The sequence below is a fragment of the Halomonas sp. SpR1 genome (genome assembly GCF_031010175.1).
Taxonomy (GTDB): Bacteria; Pseudomonadota; Gammaproteobacteria; order Pseudomonadales; family Halomonadaceae; genus Vreelandella.
This window is the reverse complement of record NZ_JAUAMB010000006.1, coordinates 147,724-167,421: the sequence shown is the minus strand read 5'-3', so window position 1 is coordinate 167,421 and position 19,698 is coordinate 147,724. Positions and strand designations below refer to the sequence as shown.

Genomic DNA, 19,698 nt, shown 5'->3' with positions numbered 1-19,698 from the left:
TTAAAAGGCGTCAAACTCCAGCGACTGGCGGAGCATTTCGCGTACCGATGCCGTCTCTGGACGCACATTGCGCCACAGGAAAAACGACTCGGCGGCCTGTTCGACCAGCATGCCCAAGCCGTCCAGCAGTTTCGCACCACGGGGGCCAGCCCACTGTAAAAAGACCGTCGGCTCGGAGCCGTACATCATGTCGTAGGCCCAGGCATGCGGAGCAAAAAGTGTATCCGGCAGCGGCGGTAAATCGCCGGAGAGGCTAGCGCTGGTGCCGTTAATCACCACATCAAAAGTGCCGTTAACGGTATCAAAACCACCGCCACGGATAGGCCCCAGATCGGCAAAATCGTTGGCCAGTTGCTCGGCTTTGGCGGCGGTACGGTTCACCACGACGACCTCACTGGGCTGCTCGGCAAGCAGTGGCTCCAGAACGCCGCGCACAGCCCCGCCTGCTCCCACAACCAGAACACGCTTTCCCGCTAACGCTACATGGTGATAAGCCAAATCGCGCACCAAGCCAATGCCATCAGTGGTATCGCCGTAAGTACGGCCATTACCGCCCAGAATCAGCGTATTCACCGCCCCCGCACGTTGAGCGCGGTGACTCAAGGTATCGCACAGCGCGAAGGCCTCCTCTTTGAACGGCACGGTCACGTTGGCGCCCCGCCCACCCGCGTCGATAAAGGCGCGCCAGGCACCGGCAAAGCCATCCAGCGGTGCCTCTTCGGCGCTGTACTCAAGCGCTTGTTGCGTTTGACGGGCAAACTCAGCGTGAATCTGCGGGGATTTGGAGTGTTTGACCGGGTTGCCAAACACGCAGTAGCGATCGGTCATGATGATTCTTCCGTCATTTCAGCAAATTCTCCAAGCCAGTCGCGGGGCTGTAAGAAATCCTGCAAACGCGCTTCGGCGCTACCCGGCTCTGGCTCAAAGGCGTATTCCCAGCGCGCTAACGGCGGCATCGACATCAAAATGGATTCGGTGCGCCCGCCGCTCTGTAGGCCGAACAGCGTGCCGCGATCCCACACCAGATTGAACTCCACGTAGCGGCCCCGGCGGTAAAGCTGAAAATCGCGTTCGCGCTCACCCCAGGCGTCGTTTTTACGCCGTTCGACAATGGGCAAATAAGCCGCTAGGAAGCTGTCGCCCACTGCCCGCTGAAGGGCAAAACAGTCGGCAAACTCACCTTCGTTTAAATCGTCGAAAAACAGTCCGCCCACCCCGCGGGTTTCATCGCGATGTTTGAGGTAGAAATACTCGTCGCACCAGGCTTTATAGCGGTCGTAAACGTCGTCGCCAAAGGGTTCGCAGGCGGCTTTTGCCACTTGGTGCCAGTGCACCACGTCTTCCGTTACGGGATAAAATGGCGTTAGGTCAAAACCGCCGCCAAACCACCACACCGGCGGCTCGCCGACTTTCTCGGCAATAAAGAAGCGCACGTTGCCATGACTAGTGGGCACATGAGGGTTCTCCGGGTGCAGCACCCAGGAGACGCCTACTGCGTGAAAGCTACGCCCAGTGAGTTCAGGACGCGCGGCAGTGGCTGAAGGCGGCAGTTGGGCGCCATAGACATGGGAGAAGTTGACGCCGCCCTTTTCAAACACGCCACCCTGGGTCATCACCCGCGAGCGCCCACCGCCGCCCTCTTCACGTTCCCAGCTATCCTCTTGGAACTGGGCGGCGCCATCGGCTTCCGCTAATCCGGCGCAGAGCCGATCCTGCAGATCAAGAAGGTAGCGTTTAACGTCATCAAGGTGCTCGTGGGCCACGGTAACTCCAGGGTGGTCATTGGTGAATCGTAATCGGTTAATAGTGAGTTGAGCGGCTGCTAGGGGCGCATGATTTTACCGGTGGCTAAATCTCTGATGGTGCTGGGTTTGGCGTTACCGCCGAGCGCGCCTTCCACCACATAGGCAACCTCATCGCCAAAGATATCAGTGATCTCGGCAGCACTCATGGCGGGCGGCTCCCCCGATCGATTGGCCGAGGTGGAGACCAGTGGGCCACCAAAGGCTTCGCACAGGGCTTTCATCACTGGATGGTCGGTGACTCGTAGCGCTACCCGCTCGTGGGCGCCTCGCACCAGCCCATGGCTGCGGCCATAGTCAGGTACCAGCCAGGTATTAGGCCCCGGCCAGCTTGCCGCAAGGGGCGCATGCATCGCGAGTGGAAGCTGGCTCAGCCAGGGTTGGAACTGTTCGATATTTGCGGCGACAAGGATGACTCCCTTGGCGGGGTCGCGCTCTTTCATACGCATTAGATGGGCTAAGGCTGCGTCGTTTTCGGGATCGCAGCTAAGCCCCCAAACCGCTTCGGTGGGGCAGGCAATCACTCCCCCACTACGCAGCGCGCTAATCGCAGGGGCTAGATCGGTCGCCAAACTCATGGTCTCTCCTCACGGCTAACAGGCCTTTAAGGGTTTTATCCTATCATGGCCGTGGCAGCCGCACCCAGCCTCCCGCCTGCTGGCTTACCCAGCCGTCTAGTTCAAGCATCAGCAGCCGTTGCTGGCAGTCACTGACCGACGTGCCAGTCGCCGCTACCAGCGTGTCGATAGGCGTTGGCGTGGCCGATAGAGACGTTAATAATGAATCGGGTAAGCTTTCCGGCAATGGCGCTTCTTTAGTCGGTTTTTTTGCCGTTTCCAGTAAGGGGTGCTGAATAGTCACCTCGGGTGGGATAAACGCCTCCGCCCAGTGGCCAAGGTCGGCAATGATATCGTCGACGCTACAGGCCAAGTGGGCACTGCCCTTGCGCAGCAGTGACAAGCAGCCGCGGGCCTGGACGTTGTGCAGTGAACCCGGCAGCACAAACAGTTCACGATCTTGCTCCAAGGTGAGCCGTGCACTGACCAGCGAGCCGCTTCTTTCGGTCGCTTCGACCACTAGCGTGCCGAGCGAGAGGCCGGTCACGATTCGATTACGGCGTGGAAAAAATGCCGGACGGGCCCGCGTACCAGGGGGATGCTCGGACAACAGCAGCCCGCCGGGCTGGCGACTAAGCTGTTCATAAAGATCGCGATTCGAGGCGGGATAGATCACATCCACGCCGCAGCCAAGGACACCGATCGTGCGGCCTCCCGCATTTAGTGCTGCGCGCTGAGCAACGCCGTCCACCCCTAACGCCATGCCGCTAACCACGCACCAGCCGCGGTGGGCGAGATCACGGGCGAAGGTTTGGGCGTTATGGGTGCCTTCACCGGTGGGGCGACGCGTGCCGACCATGGCAAGCTTGGGGCCTTCCAGGGCGCCAAGGTCGCCCAGAGCCCAGAGCACCACGGGCGGGTCAGGCAACTCGTTTAACAGCTTAGGCCACGCAGGGTGGTCGCGATGTAACACGTGGCGGCTTGGGCCGCCTTGCTGCCACGCCAGAGTTTCATCAATCACCTTTTGCAGCGAGCTGCGGGTGGGATGCTCAAGCCACAGGCGCAGCTCGCTGGCAGCACGGCTCGGTAGTGCTGCCAGCCAGCCTTCCGGCCACTGGGGCTGACGAGCGACTAGTTGCGCGATACGCAGTGCCCCCATACCCGGCAACGCATTGACCACCAGCCACGCCTGGGCGTCCATACTCCCTCCTTCTTAAACGTATTTCTTTACCGGCCGCTAGTGAGTCCCTGACCCAACCTCATCGCCCACTTCCAGCACCCGGGATGCCTGCATCACCAAGGCGTAGCTGACCTGATCATAAGGTTTAAATACCATCACCGTTCCCGCTTCACTGCTCGGCAACTGAACAAGCTCTTGGGTACGTGGATCGTTGATCACCTCCCCCTGCTGATAAACCCGCAGCACATGGCCTGCCCGCAGGCCATCCAGGGAGCCCAGATCCAGCGTAACGATCTGCAAGCGGCCAATAAAGCGCACCCCGCCGGGGACGGCAATAATATGCCCTTTGACAGGATTGAGCGGCGCGTGGGGTACCAGCTCGCTGCTCAGCTCGCGCTCTTCCAGCGGCAGGACGATGTCGTTAACCCGCACTTCCTGATGGGAGCTGATGACGTCAAGCTGCGCAATATCGTCTTCACTGCTGACATAGCGGGCAACGCCCACGCTAATCAGTTCCAAGCCAAGTGGCGTGCCATCCATGGCTAGGTAGGGTTCCGACTGACGATAGATGCCCACCTGACCATGCTGCGGTACATCGCCACGCACGTAGACCTTATCCCCCGCGCCGCTAATCAAACGGCGATCATCCCCTGACACGATATAAGCCTGCGCCTGCAGCGCCTCAGCAGCATCCACAACGCGGTGCTCGCGTAGAAAGGCCTGCGCTTCCTCCAGGGCGATGGGCTCAATTGCTTCACGATGGGGCAAGGTGCGCACCTGCGGCAAGAGTTTAATCACCGGCTGATCACGCTCCCATGCAGCGGCTTCGCTACTCACCATCATCACTGCACTCAGCAGCAAACCACTTACCCCACCCCGGTAGGCGTGTTGTTTTGCCGCCATCCTGCGCTCCCCCAAAAGGTGAATAGTCTGATTATTATGCTGGTGACAAGCCGCTATGCGCCTATGCCCAGAAACGTTGACAGCATGATATAGTGACCCATCATAAAGTACCTAGGTTAAGCGACTCTCGTCACTGCCTAGCTTGACTTAATTTAGACTCAGCATAACGGTGATTGTAACGCCATGGCCAAACTTCCTATTCTTGAATTCCCCGATGAGCGCCTGCGCACCAAGGCGGCTGCGGTGGAAAGCGTCGATGATGAGGTACGCCAGCTCGTCGACGATATGCTGGAGACCATGTATGACGCCCGGGGTATCGGTCTAGCCGCGACCCAGATCGATGTCCATCGCCGTGTCGTTGTAATGGACGTCAGCGACGATAACTCCCAGCCGCTGGTGCTTATCAATCCACGCTATACCCCGATTGGCGACGAGAAAGAACCGCTTTCCGAAGGCTGCCTGTCGATTCCCGAGTACTACGCCGAGGTGCCGCGCTATCTTAAAGTGCAGCTCAACGCGCTGGATCGCAATGGCGACACTTACGAATTGGAAGCGGAAGGTCTGCTGGCGCACTGTATCCAGCACGAGTACGACCATCTTGAGGGCGTGCTGTTTGTGGACTACCTGTCGCCGCTTAAGCGTGACCGTATCCGCAAAAAAATGCAGAAGCGCCATAAGCAGATTCAGGACGCCTAAGCCTTTTTCATACTTACACACCAGATACGCTAGGTAGCCCTCACTCTATGTCACGATTGCGCGTTGTTTTTGCCGGCACGCCTGAATTCGCCGCCTCCAGCCTTGCCGCGCTGCTGGAAAGCCAGCATGAGGTGGTGGCGGTGTACACCCAGCCCGACCGCCCCGCCGGCCGTGGCCGCAAGCTAACGCCCAGCCCGGTCAAACAGCTGGCTGTGGAGCACTGTCTGCCTGTCTATCAGCCCCAAACGCTAAAAGAGCCCGAGGCTCAAGCCGAGCTCGCTGCCCTCAGTGCCGACATTATGGTCGTCGTTGCCTACGGGCTGCTGCTACCCCAGGCCGTGCTGGACATCCCTCGATTAGGTTGCGTTAACGTTCACGCTTCGCTGCTACCCCGGTGGCGCGGCGCGGCACCGATTCAGCGCGCAATTGAGGCAGGCGACACGGTTTCCGGCGTGACCATCATGCAGATGGATGCTGGCCTGGATACCGGCGCGGTGCTTACGGAAGTGCGTACGCCTATTACGGATCGCACCACCGGCGGCGATTTACATGATCGCCTCGCCATTCAAGGCGCCAATGCGTTGATCAATACCCTGGATGATCTGGCCACAGGCACCGCTCACGCCACGCCTCAGCCGGAAGAGGGCGTTACCTATGCCGCCAAGCTCAGCAAAGCGGAAGCCGAGCTCGATTTTGCTCAGTCAGCGCATCAGTTGGCCAGCAAGATTCGTGCGTTTAACCCCTGGCCGGTTGCCTGGTGCGGGCTTGGCGATGATCGCCTACGCCTGTTAATGGCCAGCGCAGAGGAAGGCAAACATCCGCCCAGTGCCCCCGGCACGCTACTGGATCACGGCGACGATCATCTGCGCATTGCCTGCGGGAAAGAGGGCCGCGAGGTATTATGCGTGACCAGCGCGCAACTGCCCGGCGGTAAAGCCATGGCCGTGCGTGACTTACTGAACGCGCGCCACGCGCGTCTGGCTATCGGCACACGTCTCGGTCAACCAGCGGCTCAGGCCAGCGAAGGAGAAACACCATGAGCCAAAAGCGCTCCCCTCAAGGTGGCGGCAGCGGCCAGGAAGTGCGTGCTGCTGCCGCCCGCGCGCTGGCCCCGGTGCTTAGCGACCAAGGCTCACTGGCGGGGCTGGATGAACACAGCGTGGTGGCGCGTGACCGCGGGCTACTCAAAGAGCTCTGCTTCGGCACCTGCCGCCGCTTACCGCGCCTGGAAGCCCTTGCAGGGGCGCTGCTTAAGCAACCGTTTAAAAAGCGCGACAGCGATGTTCAGGCGCTGCTGCTGCTGGGTATTTACCAGCTGCTGTATATGCGCATTCCTGCCCACGCGGCGGTAGGTGAAACCGCAGGCGCTGCGCGCTTGCTCAACAAGGAGTGGGCCACCCGGGTCTTAAATGGCTGCCTGCGTCGCCTGCAGCGCGAATCCGAGGCGCTCCAGGCCCAGGTAGACCGGGATGAGAGCGTGGCACTCGAGCATCCGCCCTGGCTGCTTAACGCGCTACGTCAGGCGTGGCCAGAGCAGTGGCGCGCTATCATTGAAGCCAACAATCACGCCGGCCCGATGACGTTAAGGGTGAATCAACGCTACAGCGACCGCGAGGTCTATTTGGGCATGCTCACCGAGCAGGGTCTGAACGGTCACTTATGCCCCCATGCCCCAGACGCCATTACGCTGGAAACACCCTGCGATGTGACCACGCTACCCGGCTTTGACGAGGGCCACGTGAGCGTTCAGGATGAGGCCGCCCAGCTCTCGGCGGCGCTACTTGGCCCCGCGCTAGCGCCCCGGCCGGGTGCTCGCGTACTGGATGCCTGCTGCGCACCCGGCGGAAAAACGGCCCATTTGCTAGAGCAGTTTGATATTGCCCTAACGGCGGTCGATAGCGATAACCAGCGTTTGGCGCGGGTCGAAGACACCCTTACCCGTCTAGGCGTCGAAGCGGTACTCGAACACGCCGATGCCACCGAGCGCGACTGGTGGGACGGCACGCCGTTTGATGCCATTCTGCTCGACGCCCCTTGCTCGGGAACCGGGGTTATCCGACGCCACCCGGATATTAAAAAGCTGCGCCGCAAAGACGATATCCGCCCGCTGGCTAAACTTCAGCGCCAGCTATTGGATAACCTCTGGCCAATGCTGCGCGAAGGCGGCACGCTACTCTACGCCACCTGCTCGGTGCTACCGGAAGAGAACAGCGAACAGATTGAGGCGTTCCTCGCCCGCACCCCTGACGCCCGCGTGACCACCCCTAACGACGTTGCCTGGGGCATTGTCAGCGGGGCGGGTCGGCAGCTGTTTCCGGCCCAGAGCAGTCACGATGGCTTTTTTTATGCCAGACTAGAGAAGCGTACTGCTTAGGTAATAACTAACGCCTGGGCAGTGAATTTCTGACAAGGAAGGAGATATTATGAGTCATCACACCTACAAGCACGTGGAACTGACCGGATCTTCCGAGAAAGGTATTGAGGAAGCGGTGCAGAATGCGTTAGCCAAGGCATCAGAGACGATTAAGCATATGCGTTGGCTGGAAGTGGTCGACACACGCGGCCACATTGAAGATGGCCAAGTGGCCCACTGGCAGGTAACGGTTAAAGTGGGATTTACGCTAGAGTAATCCTCACCTGCTTTTCAGCGGCGGCTGGTTTACACTGGCCGCCGTCTTTATTGCAGCGCATGATAGACGTACCTGAACGACAATTTACGTCTTGAACGTCAGGACTGCGTCCTAAGACCGCCTTCTGGTCTTAACGACACTGCGCTGGCGCTTTTAATGGAACCGATGCTCAGTAATGAAAATCATCATTCTCGGCGCCGGCCAGGTCGGCGGCACACTGGCAGAACACCTCGCCCGCGAGGAGAACGACATCACCGTCGTTGATACTGACGCCAAAAAACTACGCGACCTGCACACTAAAATCGATATCCGCACCGTCACCGGGGCGGGCTCCTACCCGATTGTGCTACGCCAGGCAGGCTGCGAAGACGCCGATATGTTGATCGCCGTCACCAATAGCGACGAGATCAATATGATCGCCTGCCAGGTCGCCCATACGCTGTTTCGCACTCCGACCAAGATTGCCCGGGTGCGTGCCACGGCGTACCTGACCCGCAAAGGACTGTTTGCCCACGAAGCGATTCCCATCGATGTACTGATCAGCCCCGAGCAGGTGGTCACCGACCATGTGCGCCGCTTGATCGAGCATCCCGGCGCCCTGCAGGTGCTGGAGTTTGCCGGAGGTTTGGTACAGTTGGTCGCAGTGAAAGCGTTCTACGGCGGCCCGCTGGTGGGCCAGGACTTGGCCTTTCTGCGCCGCCATATGCCCAACGTGGATACCCGCGTGGCGGCGATCTACCGCCGCAGCCGACCGATTATTCCCCGCGGCGATACGGTGATTGAGGCCGACGACGAGGTGTTCTTCCTCGCCGCACGTCGGGATATTCGCGCGGTGATGAGCGAGCTGCGCCGGGTCGAGCGGGATTTTCGCCGGGTGGTGATTGCCGGAGGCGGCAATATCGGCGAACGCCTGGCGGAACATTTGGAGCATAGTCACCAGGTTAAAATCATCGAGCACAGCCTGGAGCGCTGCACCACGTTGTCTGAGCGACTGGATCGCACCGTGGTGCTCCACGGCAGCGCCACCAGCAAGCGCTTGTTGGAAGAAGAGAACATCGAAGAGTGCGACATCTTCTGCGCGCTGACCAACGACGACGAGGTCAATATCATGTCGTCGCTGCTCGCCAAGCGCTTAGGCGCCAAGAAGGTACTAACACTGATTAACAACGCCGCCTACGTGGATTTGGTACAGGGCGGCGAGATCGATATCGCCATCTCGCCCCAGCAGGCCACCATCGGCAGCCTGCTGACCCACGTACGCCGGGGCGACATTGTTAACGTCCACTCGCTGCGCCGGGGTGCCGCCGAGGCCATTGAGGCCATTGCTCACGGCGACAAACAGTCGTCTAAAGTAGTCGGCCGCACCATCCGTGAAATCGATCTTCCCGATGGCACCACCATCGGCGCAATTGTGCGCGGCAAAGAGGTCATCATCGCCCATGGCGATGTGATGGTAGAGAGCGGTGACCACGTGATTCTATTTGTGATCGACAAGCGCCGCATTCGCGATGTGGAGCGTCTGTTCCAAGTCGGTTTAACGTTCTTTTGATAACCCTCGAATCACTGCCTCTGGCGGCTAATAACAGGAGCATGCGACAACCATGAGTCTGCGGGTTATTTTGCGCATTTTGGGGCTGCTGCTCATGCTGTTCAGCCTGACCATGCTCCCCCCCACGCTGATTTCACTGTGGTTTCGCGACGGCGTGTGGAGTGCCTTTATTAGCGGCATTGCGATTTCTGTCTCCACCGGGCTGCTGCTCTACCTGCCCAATCGGCGCTCGCAAAAAGAGCTGCGTATCCGCGACGGTTTTATTATCGCCGCGATGTTCTGGACGGTGCTGGCGCTGTTCGGCTCGCTGCCGCTGATGCTATTTGGCGAAGGCTCGCTGGGCATCACCGACGCGGTATTTGAGTCGTTTTCCGGCTTGACCACTACCGGTGCCACCGTGATTACCGGTATCGATTTTTTACCCGCATCGATTCTCTACTACCGCCAGCAGCTCCAGTGGTTGGGCGGTATGGGTATCGTCGTTCTGGCCGTCGCCATTTTGCCTACCCTCGGCGTCGGTGGCATGGCCCTGTATCGCACCGAAATCCCGGGGCCGCTTAAAGATTCCAAGCTCACCCCACGGATTACTGAGACCGCCAAGGCGCTCTGGTACATCTACGCCACCCTCACCCTCGCCTGCATGGTGGCCTACATGCTAGCCGGGATGAGTTGGTTCGACGCCTTGAGTCATAGCTTCTCGACCGTTGCCTTAGGCGGGTTTTCTACTTACGACGCCAGCATCGGCTACTTTGATAGCGCGACGATTGAAATGATATGTGTCGGCTTTATGTTGATTTCGGCGTTCAGTTTTAGCCTGCATTTCATCGCCTGGCGTGAAAAAAGCGTAATGCACTATTTTCACGACCCAGAGGCAAGCTTTCTAATGCTCTTTCTGCTCGCACTGGCCGTGGTCACCGTGCTTTCGCTATGGCTCACCGACACCTATGACACCGTACGGGGTCTCCGCCACGGGGTTTTTCAGGTCGTTTCTGTTGCCACGACCGCGGGCTTTAGCGTTGCTGACTTCTCCATGTGGCCCGGGGCCCTGCCCTTTCTATTATTTGTGGCGGCCTTCGTGGGCGGCTGCTCCGGCTCTACCGGTGGTGGCATGAAAGTGATCCGGATTATTTTGATCATCAAACAGGGCATGCGCGAAATTATGCGTCTGATCCACCCCAACGCGGTGATTGCGGTCAAAGTGGGCAAGGTCAGCGTTCCCGACAGCATTGCCCAGGCGGTATGGGGATTCTTTTCGGTTTACGTTCTGCTGTTCTTCTTGATGCTGGTAGGGGTGATGGCAACCGGGGTTGATCAGGTGACCGCCTGGTCGACGGTAGGGTCAGCGCTCAACAACCTCGGCCCTGCGCTAGGTGAGTCCCACACTCACTATGGCGAGATGCCCAGCCTGGCAAAATGGATACTGGTCATGGCCATGCTGCTCGGCCGCCTGGAAATTTTCACGGTACTGGTACTGTTTACCCCCGCCTTCTGGCGGCGCTGAGTCCTTCACATCAGTCCTTAGCAACAGTCCTTCACATCGGTCATTCACATCAGTCCCACTTATTGATTTTGAGAGCTGTTAATGAACCACGACGATACGTCTCACCAAGAAACGTCTCATGAAGAAACGGGGCCACTGGCGGCAACGCCAGCCACGCTGCCTGCGACTAGCGGGCCGCTAAAAACGATTACGGTGGGTGACACACGCTACACGCTACTGGGCACGGCCCATGTGTCGGCGGAAAGCGCCGACGATGTGCGTGCGCTGTTAGATTGCGGTGCGTTTGATGCGGTAGCGATTGAACTCTGCGACGCTCGCCACCACAGCATGGCCAACCCGGATGCCATGGGCGAGCAGGATCTGTTTCAAGTCTTTAAACAAGGCAAAGCGGGCATGGTGGCCGCGAGCCTGGCGCTGGGCGCCTTTCAGCAGCGGATTGCCGATCAATCCGGCATTCAGCCGGGTGCCGAAATGCGCGCCGCCGTTGAAGAAGCCAGCCGCCGCCAGCTACCGCTACTGCTGGTTGACCGCGATGTGGGGTTAACCCTGAAACGCATTTACAGCAATGTGCCCTGGTGGCAGCGCTTCTCGCTGTTTTCAGGCCTGCTGGGCAGCGTGCTCTCCCGCCAGGATATCTCCAAAGAGGATATCGAAAAGCTCAAAGAGGGCGATATGTTGGAGGCCACCTTCAGCGAGTTTGCCGCCGAGTCGGAAGCGCTGTATACGCCGCTGATTCGCGAACGCGACCGCTATATGGCGCTGCGCTTGGCCGAGGAGGCGCCGCCAGGGCGCTATCAACACGTGTTAGTGGTGCTCGGCGCTGGTCACCTTAAAGGCACCGGCGAGCACCTTGAAGCGCCACTGCCCGCCGAGCCTAAGGTCGAGCGCGAAGCGCTTGAAGCCACCCCGCCGCCGTCCAAGATTTGGAAAGCGCTACCGTGGTTGATTACCGCCTTGGTGCTTACCGGCTTTGCGATTGGTTTTTCACGCAACACCGACCTGGGCTGGCAACTGGTAGTTGAATGGTTCTTGATTAACGGTATTCTCTCCGGCGGTGCGACGATTATCGCCCTGGCGCACCCGGTGACAGTGATTGCCACCTTCTTTGCCGCGCCGCTGACCTCCCTGAACCCCACCATCGGTGCTGGCTTTGTGGCCGCCGGGGTTGAGCTCTATATGCGCAAACCCAAAGTGCGCGATTTTTCATCGCTGCGCCACGATGTCACCCAGCTAAAAGGTTGGTGGAAAAACCGCGTATCGCGCACCCTGCTGGTGTTTATTCTTGCCACGCTAGGCTCCGCGGTGGGCACCTGGGTGGCCGGGTTCAGAATCGCCGGCGCGCTGTTTGGCTAGGCGCCGCATTGCGGCTGTCGGCGGGTCGATTTTGTGATGCAATCGGCTCGCCGCGTAGCTATCGTTAAACACCTCGAAGTAGTCATCCAGCACCTCCGCCGCAACCGTGTCCCCGCCCTGACGCAGCAGTTCGATAGCCACTTCCGCAGTACATAAATGCGCTTTTGATGCAGGCTTGCGCAGCCGGTAGCGGGTCTCGCGCTCGGTTTTCAAGGGCAGCACTGGCAAAGCATCCAGATAAGCGCTTTTACGAAACATGCGCCGCGCCTGACGCCAGGTGCCATCCAGAATGATAAACACCGGAAGGCGCGCCTGCGCTTTCGCCGCGTGCACCGATTCTATACCGACCACCCGATCCGCGTAGTCGGGTTGATCATCGGGGAAAATCACAAAGGGCGCATAACGCGGGTCTTTTAGCAGCGCGGCTAACTGGGCATCCGGCGCCACGCGGTACCAGGTAAATACCTGGGTCGTAGTGATCACATCGCGAATCAAACGCCCGGTATTGGTTGGTTTGAAGTGCTCCAAGGGGTGCGTTAACAGCCATACCTGGGCATGGCTCTCCGCCTTAACCTGATACGGACACAAGCAGTTCAGCACGGGTAGCTGACAGTGAACACAACGGGTAACAAAACTCCCCCGCGCTTTAAACTCCCGCCGCGGCGGACGCGGATGCTCGACGACGGCATCAGCAGCACTATCATTCACAGAGCTCTCGCCAACAGAACTCTCTCCAACAGAGCTATCAAAAGCAGACATCCGCACTCCAGAAGAGGGAAACAACTAACAACGAAAAGGGCGCAGAGTATAAAGCAGGGTAGCGCTGATCAGCTAGGTGCTTGTTTATGAGAGCAAGGCCATGAAATCAGGGCTATGAGGAAATGATTATGAAATAGAAGACAGCGCAAGCTTTTGGTCAATGCGCTCCAGAATAGAACTCAAACTAGTGACTGACTCAATCGCCAACGTCAAAATCGCTGCATTTTTATCGGGATCATCCGGATATTTATGGGCGAAGCGATTTCGCAGCATTCTAAGCGCTTGCCATTGCTCACTGTCTTCGATGTAGCCCAGCTTTTCCAAGCGGTGAAGCTTATCCAGCATGGGGCGATCCTCATAAGGCTCCTGTAAATACAGCAGCACTGAAGGGAGCAACCGCGCGCCAATAGCGTCCTGCAATTTGCCAAACCGAAGCACGAATTGATCCAGACTTTGGATCTCCGCATCACTTAGTCGCGTAAGGCGCTCGCCCGTAATGGGGAGCGACGTTTGCAAAGACGACAACGCATAGTCAATAAAATGCCGATGCCGCTGACACTCGCGCCAAGCATCAAGTAAACGCTGTTGCAAAATATCTTGAGTCATAGCGCAATACCTGATTGTTCTGCGATGCGGAAAATAGCTGGGTAGTGCCCTCTATTGGGATAGTCGATCAACATATCGATTTTTTGTTCGCCAAGCGCTTGCTGCAACTGTACCTGGCAGCGCATTTCGGCTCGTACAATATCGTTAACATCCTGCATGTCGGTGGTGATCAGCAGGTCGATATCACCACCACGGCGACCATCATCGGTACGGGAACCAAACAGCTTTACACGCGCTTGAGCGCCAAAGCAGTTTTTCACTGACTGGACGATTATTTGACGCTGATAGTCGCTCAAACGCATAGCTGCTCTCCTTGCCTACTTTCTCAACACGTTAGTTTTTAGTTTTATAAAGGCTAGCATATTTCCCCACCACCACCGTAAACCTAAAAACCTTCCAACGTTGACACCCAAAGCGCAACGCCGCTAAAGTTTCGTCAACTATTAAAAGCTGGAAGGTTTACAACCATGACCGTGACCCACGAGCTACTTCAAGAGCAAAGCACTGAAACAGGCTATCCGCAGCGCCACGACTGGTCGCTGGACGAGATCAACGCGCTCTTCGCGCTACCGTTCAATGATCTGTTGTTCCAAGCCCAGCAGGTTCACCGTGCTCACTTCGATGCAAACGCGGTGCAGGTCTCTACCCTGCTTTCGATCAAAACTGGCGCCTGCCCGGAAGATTGCAAATACTGCCCGCAGTCTGGCCACTACAATACCCAGCTGGAGAAAGAGAAGCTGCTGGAAATCGAAAAAGTCGTTAAGCAAGCCAAGGCAGCGAAAGAGGCCGGTGCCAGCCGTTTTTGTATGGGCGCGGCCTGGCGCAGCCCCCGCGACAAAGACTTACTGCTGGTCGAAGAGATGGTACGTCAGGTAAAAGCCGTGGGCCTGGAAACCTGTATGACCCTGGGGATGGTCGACGGCGAGCAGGCCCGCCGACTCGCCACCGCCGGGCTCGATTACTACAACCATAACCTGGATACCTCGCCGGAGTACTACGGCGAAATCATCACCACCCGCACCTACAGCGACCGGCTGGAAACCCTCTCCAACGTACGCGATGCGGGCATGAAAGTGTGCTCCGGGGGCATTCTCGGCATGGGTGAAGACGCCAAAGATCGTAGCGCCTTGCTGCAACAGCTGGCCAAGCTATCGCCCCACCCGGAATCCGTACCCATCAATATGCTGGTCAAAGTACCCGGTACGCCGCTGGAAAATGTCGAAGACTTAGACCCCATCGAGTTTATCCGTGCTATTGCCGTCGCCCGCATTATGATGCCCCAAAGCCATGTGCGGCTCTCCGCTGGCCGTGAACAGATGAGTGAATCCACCCAGGCGCTGGCATTTTTGGCAGGCGCCAATTCGATCTTCTACGGCGACAAACTGCTTACCACCGGTAACCCCCAGGCAGATCGCGACCGTGCGCTGTTTGCCAAGCTGGGCCTGCACCCGGAAAAGCGCGAAACGTGTGAGAGTGAAGACACCCAAGCGGCACGCCTTGCCCAACAGGCGCAGCAGCAGGTGCATGCCGAACGCGTTGCCGAGCTAGCAGTCGATGCCAGTGTCTAACGCGTGGCAACAGCGCTTAGCCGATGCCCGCTTAAACCGCCAGCAGGCAAATCGCTGGCGAACACGCCGCGTCATGACAGTTAGTGCGCTCGACTTTGCCGGTAACGATTACCTGGGCTTGTCTCAAGACCCACGAGTCAGCGAAGCCCAAGCGGAAGGCGCGCGGCTTTACGGCGCGGGCGCCGGTGCATCGCATCTGGTTAGCGGCCATTTGGCGGTTCACGACGCCCTGGAAGACGCCTTGGCTCGCTGGACAGGCCGAGAACGTGCGCTGCTGTTCTCGACCGGCTATATGGCCAACCTTGGGGTTCTGCAAGCGTTGGCTGATCGCCATACGGCTATTTTTCAAGACCGCCTTAATCACGCATCGTTAATCGATGGTGCCGCCTTAAGTGGCGCCCGTTCGCGGCGCTTCCATCACCGCGACACAAGCGATCTGGAAAACCTGCTGGGGCGCAGTGAGTGTGCCCATAAGCTCGTGGTCAGCGACGGTGTGTTTAGTATGGATGGTGATGTGGCCGACATCGCCAGTTTAGTCTCCGTTAGCCAACGCCATGACGCCTGGCTAATGATCGACGACGCCCACGGCGTGGGCGTACTGGGTGAAAATGGCAGCGGCTGCGTGGGTAGCGCCTGGAGCAGCACCGAGGTGCCGATTTTGGTCGGCACTTTAGGTAAAGCAATGGGAACCGCGGGGGCCTTTGTGGCCGGGGGTGCCGCGTTAATCGACCACCTGATTCAATTTTCCCGCAGCTATATCTACACCACCGCCCAGCCCCCGGCGATTGCCACGGCCACCCTTAAAGCGCTGGAGATCGTTCAGGGTGAACCTGAACACCGCGCCCAGCTCAACGCCAATATCGCTTACTTTCGCCGCGAGGCGCTGAGTCTAGGGCTTCCAATCAGCACCTCTGCCACACCCATTCAACCGCTGATCTTGGGAGATGAAGCACGCACTTTACGCTGGACGGGGCAGTTGCAAAAGCTAGGCATTCACGTGGGAGCGATTCGCCCGCCAACGGTGCCCAAGGGGGAGGCCCGGCTGCGCATCTCCCTAAGCGCTCGCCACCAGGAGAGCGATATTGACCAGCTGTTAGCGGCGCTCAACCAGTGCAAGTGCCAAGAGGCGTTATGCAGCCCCTGCGTTTGATACTGCTCTCCGGCTGGGGAATCGACCGGCGTATCTGGCAGCCATTGGCAGCGCATTGGCCTGCCCACCTGTCTGCCCAGGCAGTCGACTGGCCTGGCTATGGCGATGCCCCTGCGCTCGGAGCGAATGCCACCCTGGCAGAGCTGGCGGAGGTGATGTCCGAGTCGTTAGCCAGCGATGCGGTATGGGTCGGCTGGTCGCTAGGCGGGTTACTGGCGGCGGCACTCTTTGAAGAACTGCCCCCACCACGCGGGCTGATTTTGCTCGGTGCCGGTAGCACCTTCTGCGCAACCGACGGTGTCACTTCTGCCGAGCTTAACGCCTTTCGACGTGCCTTTCAGCGCGACCCCACCGCGACCTGGCAGCACTTTTTGCGCTGGCAGGCGCAAGGCGAGCCCAGTCCCCGGCAGGCTTATCGGCAGTTGCATGACTTGCTGGGCGACACGCTACCCGCCGACAGCGACACGCTCGCTACTGGCCTGGATTGGCTGGCGTCGATTGATAACCGTCGACGCTTAGCGGCGGCCTCTTGCCCAGTGGCATGGCTCACCGGCGAACACGATCCATTAATCGGCACCGCCCAGCGCCGCGCCAGTGAGCTTTTAACCGGGGTTGGCCACTGTCCCATGCTCTCCCAGCCCCAGGCTCTCGTCACTACGATTACCCATCATGCCACTCAGATGGCTAGCGCTAAGATGGCGATTTTATGAACGCTCTAACGGTGAACAGCAATGCTAGTTGGCAGGCGCGGGTTGCTCACGCCTTCTCCCGGGCCGCCCCACGCTACGATGCGCTCGCCAGCGCACAGCGCCAAATAGGTCAACGGATGTGGGACTCGCTACCCGACAATGCCTATAACATACTCGATATGGGCTGCGGCACCGGTTACTGGACACAACAGCTAGCCAAACGTTACTCCCGCGCTCAGATCACCGGGTTAGATTTAGCCCCCGGCATGCTGACACAAGCCCGCCAGCGCTATGGTGTCGATATCCACTGGCAGCAGGGCGACGCGGCGGCACTGCCGTTTGGAGCCTATGCCTTTGATCTGGTGTTTTCCAACTTGGCGGTGCAGTGGTGCCGTGATCTTGGCGCGGTGATGGGAGAGCTTTACCGGGTTCTCACTCCCGGCGGGCAGGCGCATATCACCACGCTGCTGCCCGGCACTCTGGAAGAGATCGCCGTTGCCTGGCAGCGCCCCGAGGCGCTGCTGCAACCGCCCAATCAAGCAAGCGTCGAACGGGCGATGGCTAAAAGCGGTTTAACCATCAACCAACAAACGGCCACCGTTGAGCGCTTTTACTACCCCGACCTGCAAGCCGTGATGGCCTCCATTAAAGGCGTCGGCGCCCAGCTTCCCCGGCCAAACACCTGCCTTACCCGAGCGGATATCGCCGCTGCAAAAGCGCGCTTTGAACAGTTGCGCCAGCCGGAAGGCCTGCCAGTGAGCTACCACTGTTTAACACTGCAATTGGAAAAATCGCTATGAACATCTGGTTTGTGACCGGCACCGACACCGATGCGGGTAAAACATTGGTGTCCAGCGGCTTATTACATGCCGCCCACCAACAGCAGTTGAGCACGCTGGGCCTTAAGCCGGTGGCTTCCGGCAGCGAGCAGACTAGCGAAGGTCTGCGTAATGATGATGCACTGATGTTACAGCAGCAGAGTGTGCCGCCGGTCTACTATGCCACGGTTAACCCCATCGCCTTTGCCCCCGCCATTGCGCCTCATCTCGCCGCGATGGAGGCAGGCCAGCCGCTTGAGGTTTGCGCCATCGAGAGTTCACTACGCGAAACGCTTAGCCAAACACCCAGAGACTTCACCTTGATTGAAGGCGCCGGTGGCTGGCGCGTGCCGTTAAACGACCAGGAGGATTTTGCCGACTTGGCGATGGCGCTTGAGTTGCCGGTGATTCTGGTCGTCGGCTTAAAGCTGGGCTGTTTGAACCATGCCCGCTTAACGGCGGAAGCGATTAGAGCCGACGGACTGGCACTCGCCGGCTGGGCGGGCAGCGTGGTGGATCCCGATTTTGCGGCCGACACTGCCCGTTTTAAGGCCAACATCGCGCATCTAAATACTAAACTGGCCGCCCCCTGTTTAGGCATTATCCCCCATCTCGACACCCCCAGTGCCGCTACTGCTGCCCCCTACCTCTCCCTGGAGCCGTTATGACGACGCCGGTTTGGCATCCTTATGCCCACTTAAAAACCCAGACGCCCGCCCCCAAGGTAGTCGGCGGTGACGGCGCTCACTTCGTGCTTGAGAGCGGCGAACGCCTGCTGGACGCCACCTGCTCCTGGTGGTGCATGATTCACGGATACGGCCACCCCCGCCTGGTAGCGGCCATTCGCGAACAGGCAGGCCAGCTTTGCCATGTGATGCTCGGTGGCTTAACCCACGACCCCGCCGACCAGTTGGCCCGCGAGCTGGTACGCATTACCCCCGCCGGGCTTAACCACGTGTTCTATTCCGACAGCGGTTCGGTGGGCATGGAAGTGGCGATGAAAATGGCCTTGCAGTATCAGGTGCTCTCCGGCAATCCCGGTAAGCGCAAGATGCTCTCGTTGATGAAGGCGTACCATGGCGACACCACCGGCTGCATGGCGGTATGCGACCCGGAAGAGGGCATGCATAGCCTGTTTGCCAGCCTGCTTCCCCAGCACCACTTCGCACCAGCGCCTACGGCTCCTTTTGATGCCAGCGACGAACAGGTAGAACATGACCTTAGCGCTCTGCGTGAGGTGCTCGAGCGCCACCATTGCGAGATCGCCGCGCTGTTGATGGAGCCGCTTTTACAAGCCGCAGGCGGTCTAAATATGACCTCACCCGCCTATGTTGCTGGCGCCAGGGCGCTGTGCGATGAGTTTAATGTGCTGCTGATCTTTGACGAAGTGGCCACCGGCTTTGGCCGCACCGGCAAGCTGTTTGCCGCTGACTACGCGGGCGTTACGCCAGATATCATGGTGCTCTCCAAAGGTTTGACCGGTGGCTATTTGGGCCACGCCGCGACGCTAGCGACGGATCGCGTCCACAATGCCTTTATCGGCGACAGCCCCCAGCATGCGTTTATGCACGGGCCGACGTTTATGGGCAACCCGCTGGCCTGCCGCGTGGCGCTGGAAAGCCTGCGGGTGTTCGAGGAAGAGGATTATCTTGGCAAGATAGCGGCGCTTAATCGCTTGCTGCGACGCGAGCTACTGGAAGACCGTGCGCTCAACGCGTACCCAACCGTGGCCGATGTTCGCGTACTCGGCGCTACGGCGGTGATTGAAGCGCACTCCGCCGATGCACTAAAAGGGGTAGGTGACTTCGCCCGCAAGCGAGGCGTTTGGCTGCGCCCCATTGGTCGCTGACTGTATACCATGCCCGCCTACATTACTTCTGAAGCAGAGATGGTGAAGATTACCGAGGTGATGAGGGCGTGGTTTCTTGAGCAGTAAA

Annotated in this window: 20 protein-coding genes and 1 pseudogene; 13 read left to right on the top strand and 8 right to left on the bottom strand. The window is 59.0% G+C overall.

All coding sequences use genetic code 11. The annotated features are described in order from the left end of the window. From aroE to QT231_RS06945, 5 genes are read right to left on the bottom strand one after another with little or no spacing between them, the layout of a single operon-like run. Window positions 1-828, bottom strand: a complete 828-nt coding sequence (gene aroE / locus QT231_RS06965) for a shikimate dehydrogenase (RefSeq protein ID WP_308336186.1) — start codon at window positions 826-828, stop codon at window positions 1-3. Beyond that, window positions 825-1,763, bottom strand: a complete 939-nt coding sequence (hemF, locus tag QT231_RS06960) for an oxygen-dependent coproporphyrinogen oxidase (RefSeq protein WP_308336185.1) — start codon at window positions 1,761-1,763, stop codon at window positions 825-827. Before hemF ends, aroE begins: the two co-directional genes overlap by 4 nt. Before the next feature lie 59 nt (window positions 1,764-1,822). Next, complete coding sequence (locus QT231_RS06955) at window positions 1,823-2,380, bottom strand: L-threonylcarbamoyladenylate synthase (RefSeq protein WP_215119144.1); 558 nt, start codon at window positions 2,378-2,380, stop codon at window positions 1,823-1,825. 43 nt (window positions 2,381-2,423) lie between these two features. After that, window positions 2,424-3,560, bottom strand: a complete 1,137-nt coding sequence (dprA, locus tag QT231_RS06950; protein ID WP_308336184.1) for a DNA-processing protein DprA — start codon at window positions 3,558-3,560, stop codon at window positions 2,424-2,426. Window positions 3,561-3,596: 36 nt separating this feature from the next. Beyond that, on the bottom strand, window positions 3,597-4,442 hold the full coding sequence (locus QT231_RS06945) for a peptidoglycan-binding protein (RefSeq protein ID WP_308336183.1): 846 nt from the start codon (window positions 4,440-4,442) through the stop codon (window positions 3,597-3,599). A 183-nt stretch (window positions 4,443-4,625) separates the two neighbouring features. Here QT231_RS06945 and def point away from each other — a divergent pair, with 183 nt between their 5' ends. From def to QT231_RS06910, 7 genes are all read left to right on the top strand, one after another. Then, window positions 4,626-5,138, top strand: coding sequence for a peptide deformylase (gene def / locus QT231_RS06940; protein ID WP_308336182.1), 513 nt, complete (start codon window positions 4,626-4,628; stop codon window positions 5,136-5,138). Between the two features lie 47 nt (window positions 5,139-5,185). Then, window positions 5,186-6,178 carry a methionyl-tRNA formyltransferase gene (fmt, locus tag QT231_RS06935; protein ID WP_308336181.1) on the top strand — a complete coding sequence of 331 codons (993 nt, stop codon included), beginning with the start codon at window positions 5,186-5,188 and terminating at the stop codon, window positions 6,176-6,178. Continuing rightward, window positions 6,175-7,512 carry a 16S rRNA (cytosine(967)-C(5))-methyltransferase RsmB gene (gene rsmB / locus QT231_RS06930; RefSeq protein WP_308336180.1) on the top strand — a complete coding sequence of 446 codons (1,338 nt, stop codon included), beginning with the start codon at window positions 6,175-6,177 and terminating at the stop codon, window positions 7,510-7,512. The genes fmt and rsmB overlap by 4 nt, the downstream gene beginning before the upstream one ends. Window positions 7,513-7,561: 49 nt before the next feature. Continuing rightward, the gene (locus QT231_RS06925) at window positions 7,562-7,768 is read left to right on the top strand and encodes a dodecin (protein WP_008959783.1); all 207 of its coding nucleotides are present in this window, start codon (window positions 7,562-7,564) and stop codon (window positions 7,766-7,768) included. 175 nt (window positions 7,769-7,943) lie between these two features. After that, window positions 7,944-9,317, top strand: coding sequence for a Trk system potassium transporter TrkA (gene trkA, locus QT231_RS06920; RefSeq protein WP_308320563.1), 1,374 nt, complete (start codon window positions 7,944-7,946; stop codon window positions 9,315-9,317). A gap of 52 nt (window positions 9,318-9,369) precedes the next feature. Continuing rightward, a complete protein-coding gene (locus tag QT231_RS06915; protein WP_308336179.1) occupies window positions 9,370-10,818 on the top strand; it encodes a TrkH family potassium uptake protein in 1,449 nt (482 codons plus the stop codon). A gap of 81 nt (window positions 10,819-10,899) precedes the next feature. Further along, window positions 10,900-12,171 carry a TraB/GumN family protein gene (locus QT231_RS06910; protein ID WP_308336178.1) on the top strand — a complete coding sequence of 424 codons (1,272 nt, stop codon included), beginning with the start codon at window positions 10,900-10,902 and terminating at the stop codon, window positions 12,169-12,171. Here the strand turns inward: QT231_RS06910 and QT231_RS06905 are convergent. The 3 genes from QT231_RS06905 to QT231_RS06895 form a co-directional block, all read right to left on the bottom strand. After that, window positions 12,109-12,930: a tRNA-uridine aminocarboxypropyltransferase gene (locus QT231_RS06905; protein ID WP_374694382.1), complete on the bottom strand. Its 822-nt coding sequence runs from the start codon at window positions 12,928-12,930 to the stop codon at window positions 12,109-12,111. The genes QT231_RS06910 and QT231_RS06905 overlap by 63 nt on opposite strands. 126 nt (window positions 12,931-13,056) lie before the next feature. After that, window positions 13,057-13,536, bottom strand: a complete 480-nt coding sequence (locus tag QT231_RS06900; protein WP_308336176.1) for a hypothetical protein — start codon at window positions 13,534-13,536, stop codon at window positions 13,057-13,059. Beyond that, window positions 13,533-13,838 carry a nucleotidyltransferase domain-containing protein gene (locus QT231_RS06895; protein WP_308336175.1) on the bottom strand — a complete coding sequence of 102 codons (306 nt, stop codon included), beginning with the start codon at window positions 13,836-13,838 and terminating at the stop codon, window positions 13,533-13,535. Before QT231_RS06895 ends, QT231_RS06900 begins: the two co-directional genes overlap by 4 nt. A gap of 165 nt (window positions 13,839-14,003) precedes the next feature. On the opposite strand from QT231_RS06895, the gene bioB reads away from it, so the two are divergent. From bioB to bioA, 6 genes and pseudogenes are all read left to right on the top strand, one after another. Then, window positions 14,004-15,104: a biotin synthase BioB gene (bioB, locus tag QT231_RS06890; protein WP_308336174.1), complete on the top strand. Its 1,101-nt coding sequence runs from the start codon at window positions 14,004-14,006 to the stop codon at window positions 15,102-15,104. Further along, entirely contained in the window at window positions 15,091-16,254 is a 1,164-nt protein-coding gene (gene bioF, locus QT231_RS06885; protein WP_308336173.1) for an 8-amino-7-oxononanoate synthase, read from the top strand. The genes bioB and bioF overlap by 14 nt, the downstream gene beginning before the upstream one ends. Further along, the gene (locus QT231_RS06880; RefSeq protein WP_308336172.1) at window positions 16,236-16,964 is read left to right on the top strand and encodes an alpha/beta fold hydrolase; all 729 of its coding nucleotides are present in this window, start codon (window positions 16,236-16,238) and stop codon (window positions 16,962-16,964) included. Before bioF ends, QT231_RS06880 begins: the two co-directional genes overlap by 19 nt. Beyond that, window positions 16,961-17,743, top strand: a complete 783-nt coding sequence (gene bioC, locus QT231_RS06875; protein ID WP_308336171.1) for a malonyl-ACP O-methyltransferase BioC — start codon at window positions 16,961-16,963, stop codon at window positions 17,741-17,743. Before QT231_RS06880 ends, bioC begins: the two co-directional genes overlap by 4 nt. After that, window positions 17,740-18,429, top strand: coding sequence for a dethiobiotin synthase (bioD, locus tag QT231_RS06870; RefSeq protein ID WP_308336170.1), 690 nt, complete (start codon window positions 17,740-17,742; stop codon window positions 18,427-18,429). The genes bioC and bioD overlap by 4 nt, the downstream gene beginning before the upstream one ends. Next, window positions 18,426-19,697: pseudogene (gene bioA, locus QT231_RS06865) on the top strand (adenosylmethionine--8-amino-7-oxononanoate transaminase). The gene bioD and the pseudogene bioA overlap by 4 nt, the downstream one beginning before the upstream one ends. The last annotated feature ends 1 nt before the right edge of the window (window position 19,698 follow it).

Excerpts from the sequence above, each read along its gene's own strand:
- QT231_RS06955 (WP_215119144.1), bottom strand. The coding sequence starts at position 2,380 with ATGAGTTTGGCGACCGATCTAGCCCCTGCGATTAGCGCGCTGCGTAGT.
- bioC (WP_308336171.1), top strand. The coding sequence starts at position 16,961 with ATGAACGCTCTAACGGTGAACAGCAATGCTAGTTGGCAGGCGCGGGTT.
- fmt (WP_308336181.1), top strand. The coding sequence starts at position 5,186 with ATGTCACGATTGCGCGTTGTTTTTGCCGGCACGCCTGAATTCGCCGCC.
- dprA (WP_308336184.1), bottom strand. The coding sequence starts at position 3,560 with ATGGACGCCCAGGCGTGGCTGGTGGTCAATGCGTTGCCGGGTATGGGG.
- bioD (WP_308336170.1), top strand. The coding sequence starts at position 17,740 with ATGAACATCTGGTTTGTGACCGGCACCGACACCGATGCGGGTAAAACA.
- aroE (WP_308336186.1), bottom strand. The coding sequence starts at position 828 with ATGACCGATCGCTACTGCGTGTTTGGCAACCCGGTCAAACACTCCAAA.
- QT231_RS06895 (WP_308336175.1), bottom strand. The coding sequence starts at position 13,838 with ATGCGTTTGAGCGACTATCAGCGTCAAATAATCGTCCAGTCAGTGAAA.
- trkA (WP_308320563.1), top strand. The coding sequence starts at position 7,944 with ATGAAAATCATCATTCTCGGCGCCGGCCAGGTCGGCGGCACACTGGCA.
- QT231_RS06900 (WP_308336176.1), bottom strand. The coding sequence starts at position 13,536 with ATGACTCAAGATATTTTGCAACAGCGTTTACTTGATGCTTGGCGCGAG.
- bioF (WP_308336173.1), top strand. The coding sequence starts at position 15,091 with ATGCCAGTGTCTAACGCGTGGCAACAGCGCTTAGCCGATGCCCGCTTA.
- QT231_RS06905 (WP_374694382.1), bottom strand. The coding sequence starts at position 12,930 with ATGTCTGCTTTTGATAGCTCTGTTGGAGAGAGTTCTGTTGGCGAGAGC.
- QT231_RS06910 (WP_308336178.1), top strand. The coding sequence starts at position 10,900 with ATGAACCACGACGATACGTCTCACCAAGAAACGTCTCATGAAGAAACG.
- QT231_RS06915 (WP_308336179.1), top strand. The coding sequence starts at position 9,370 with ATGAGTCTGCGGGTTATTTTGCGCATTTTGGGGCTGCTGCTCATGCTG.
- def (WP_308336182.1), top strand. The coding sequence starts at position 4,626 with ATGGCCAAACTTCCTATTCTTGAATTCCCCGATGAGCGCCTGCGCACC.
- bioB (WP_308336174.1), top strand. The coding sequence starts at position 14,004 with ATGACCGTGACCCACGAGCTACTTCAAGAGCAAAGCACTGAAACAGGC.
- QT231_RS06880 (WP_308336172.1), top strand. The coding sequence starts at position 16,236 with ATGCAGCCCCTGCGTTTGATACTGCTCTCCGGCTGGGGAATCGACCGG.
- QT231_RS06945 (WP_308336183.1), bottom strand. The coding sequence starts at position 4,442 with ATGGCGGCAAAACAACACGCCTACCGGGGTGGGGTAAGTGGTTTGCTG.
- rsmB (WP_308336180.1), top strand. The coding sequence starts at position 6,175 with ATGAGCCAAAAGCGCTCCCCTCAAGGTGGCGGCAGCGGCCAGGAAGTG.
- QT231_RS06925 (WP_008959783.1), top strand. The coding sequence starts at position 7,562 with ATGAGTCATCACACCTACAAGCACGTGGAACTGACCGGATCTTCCGAG.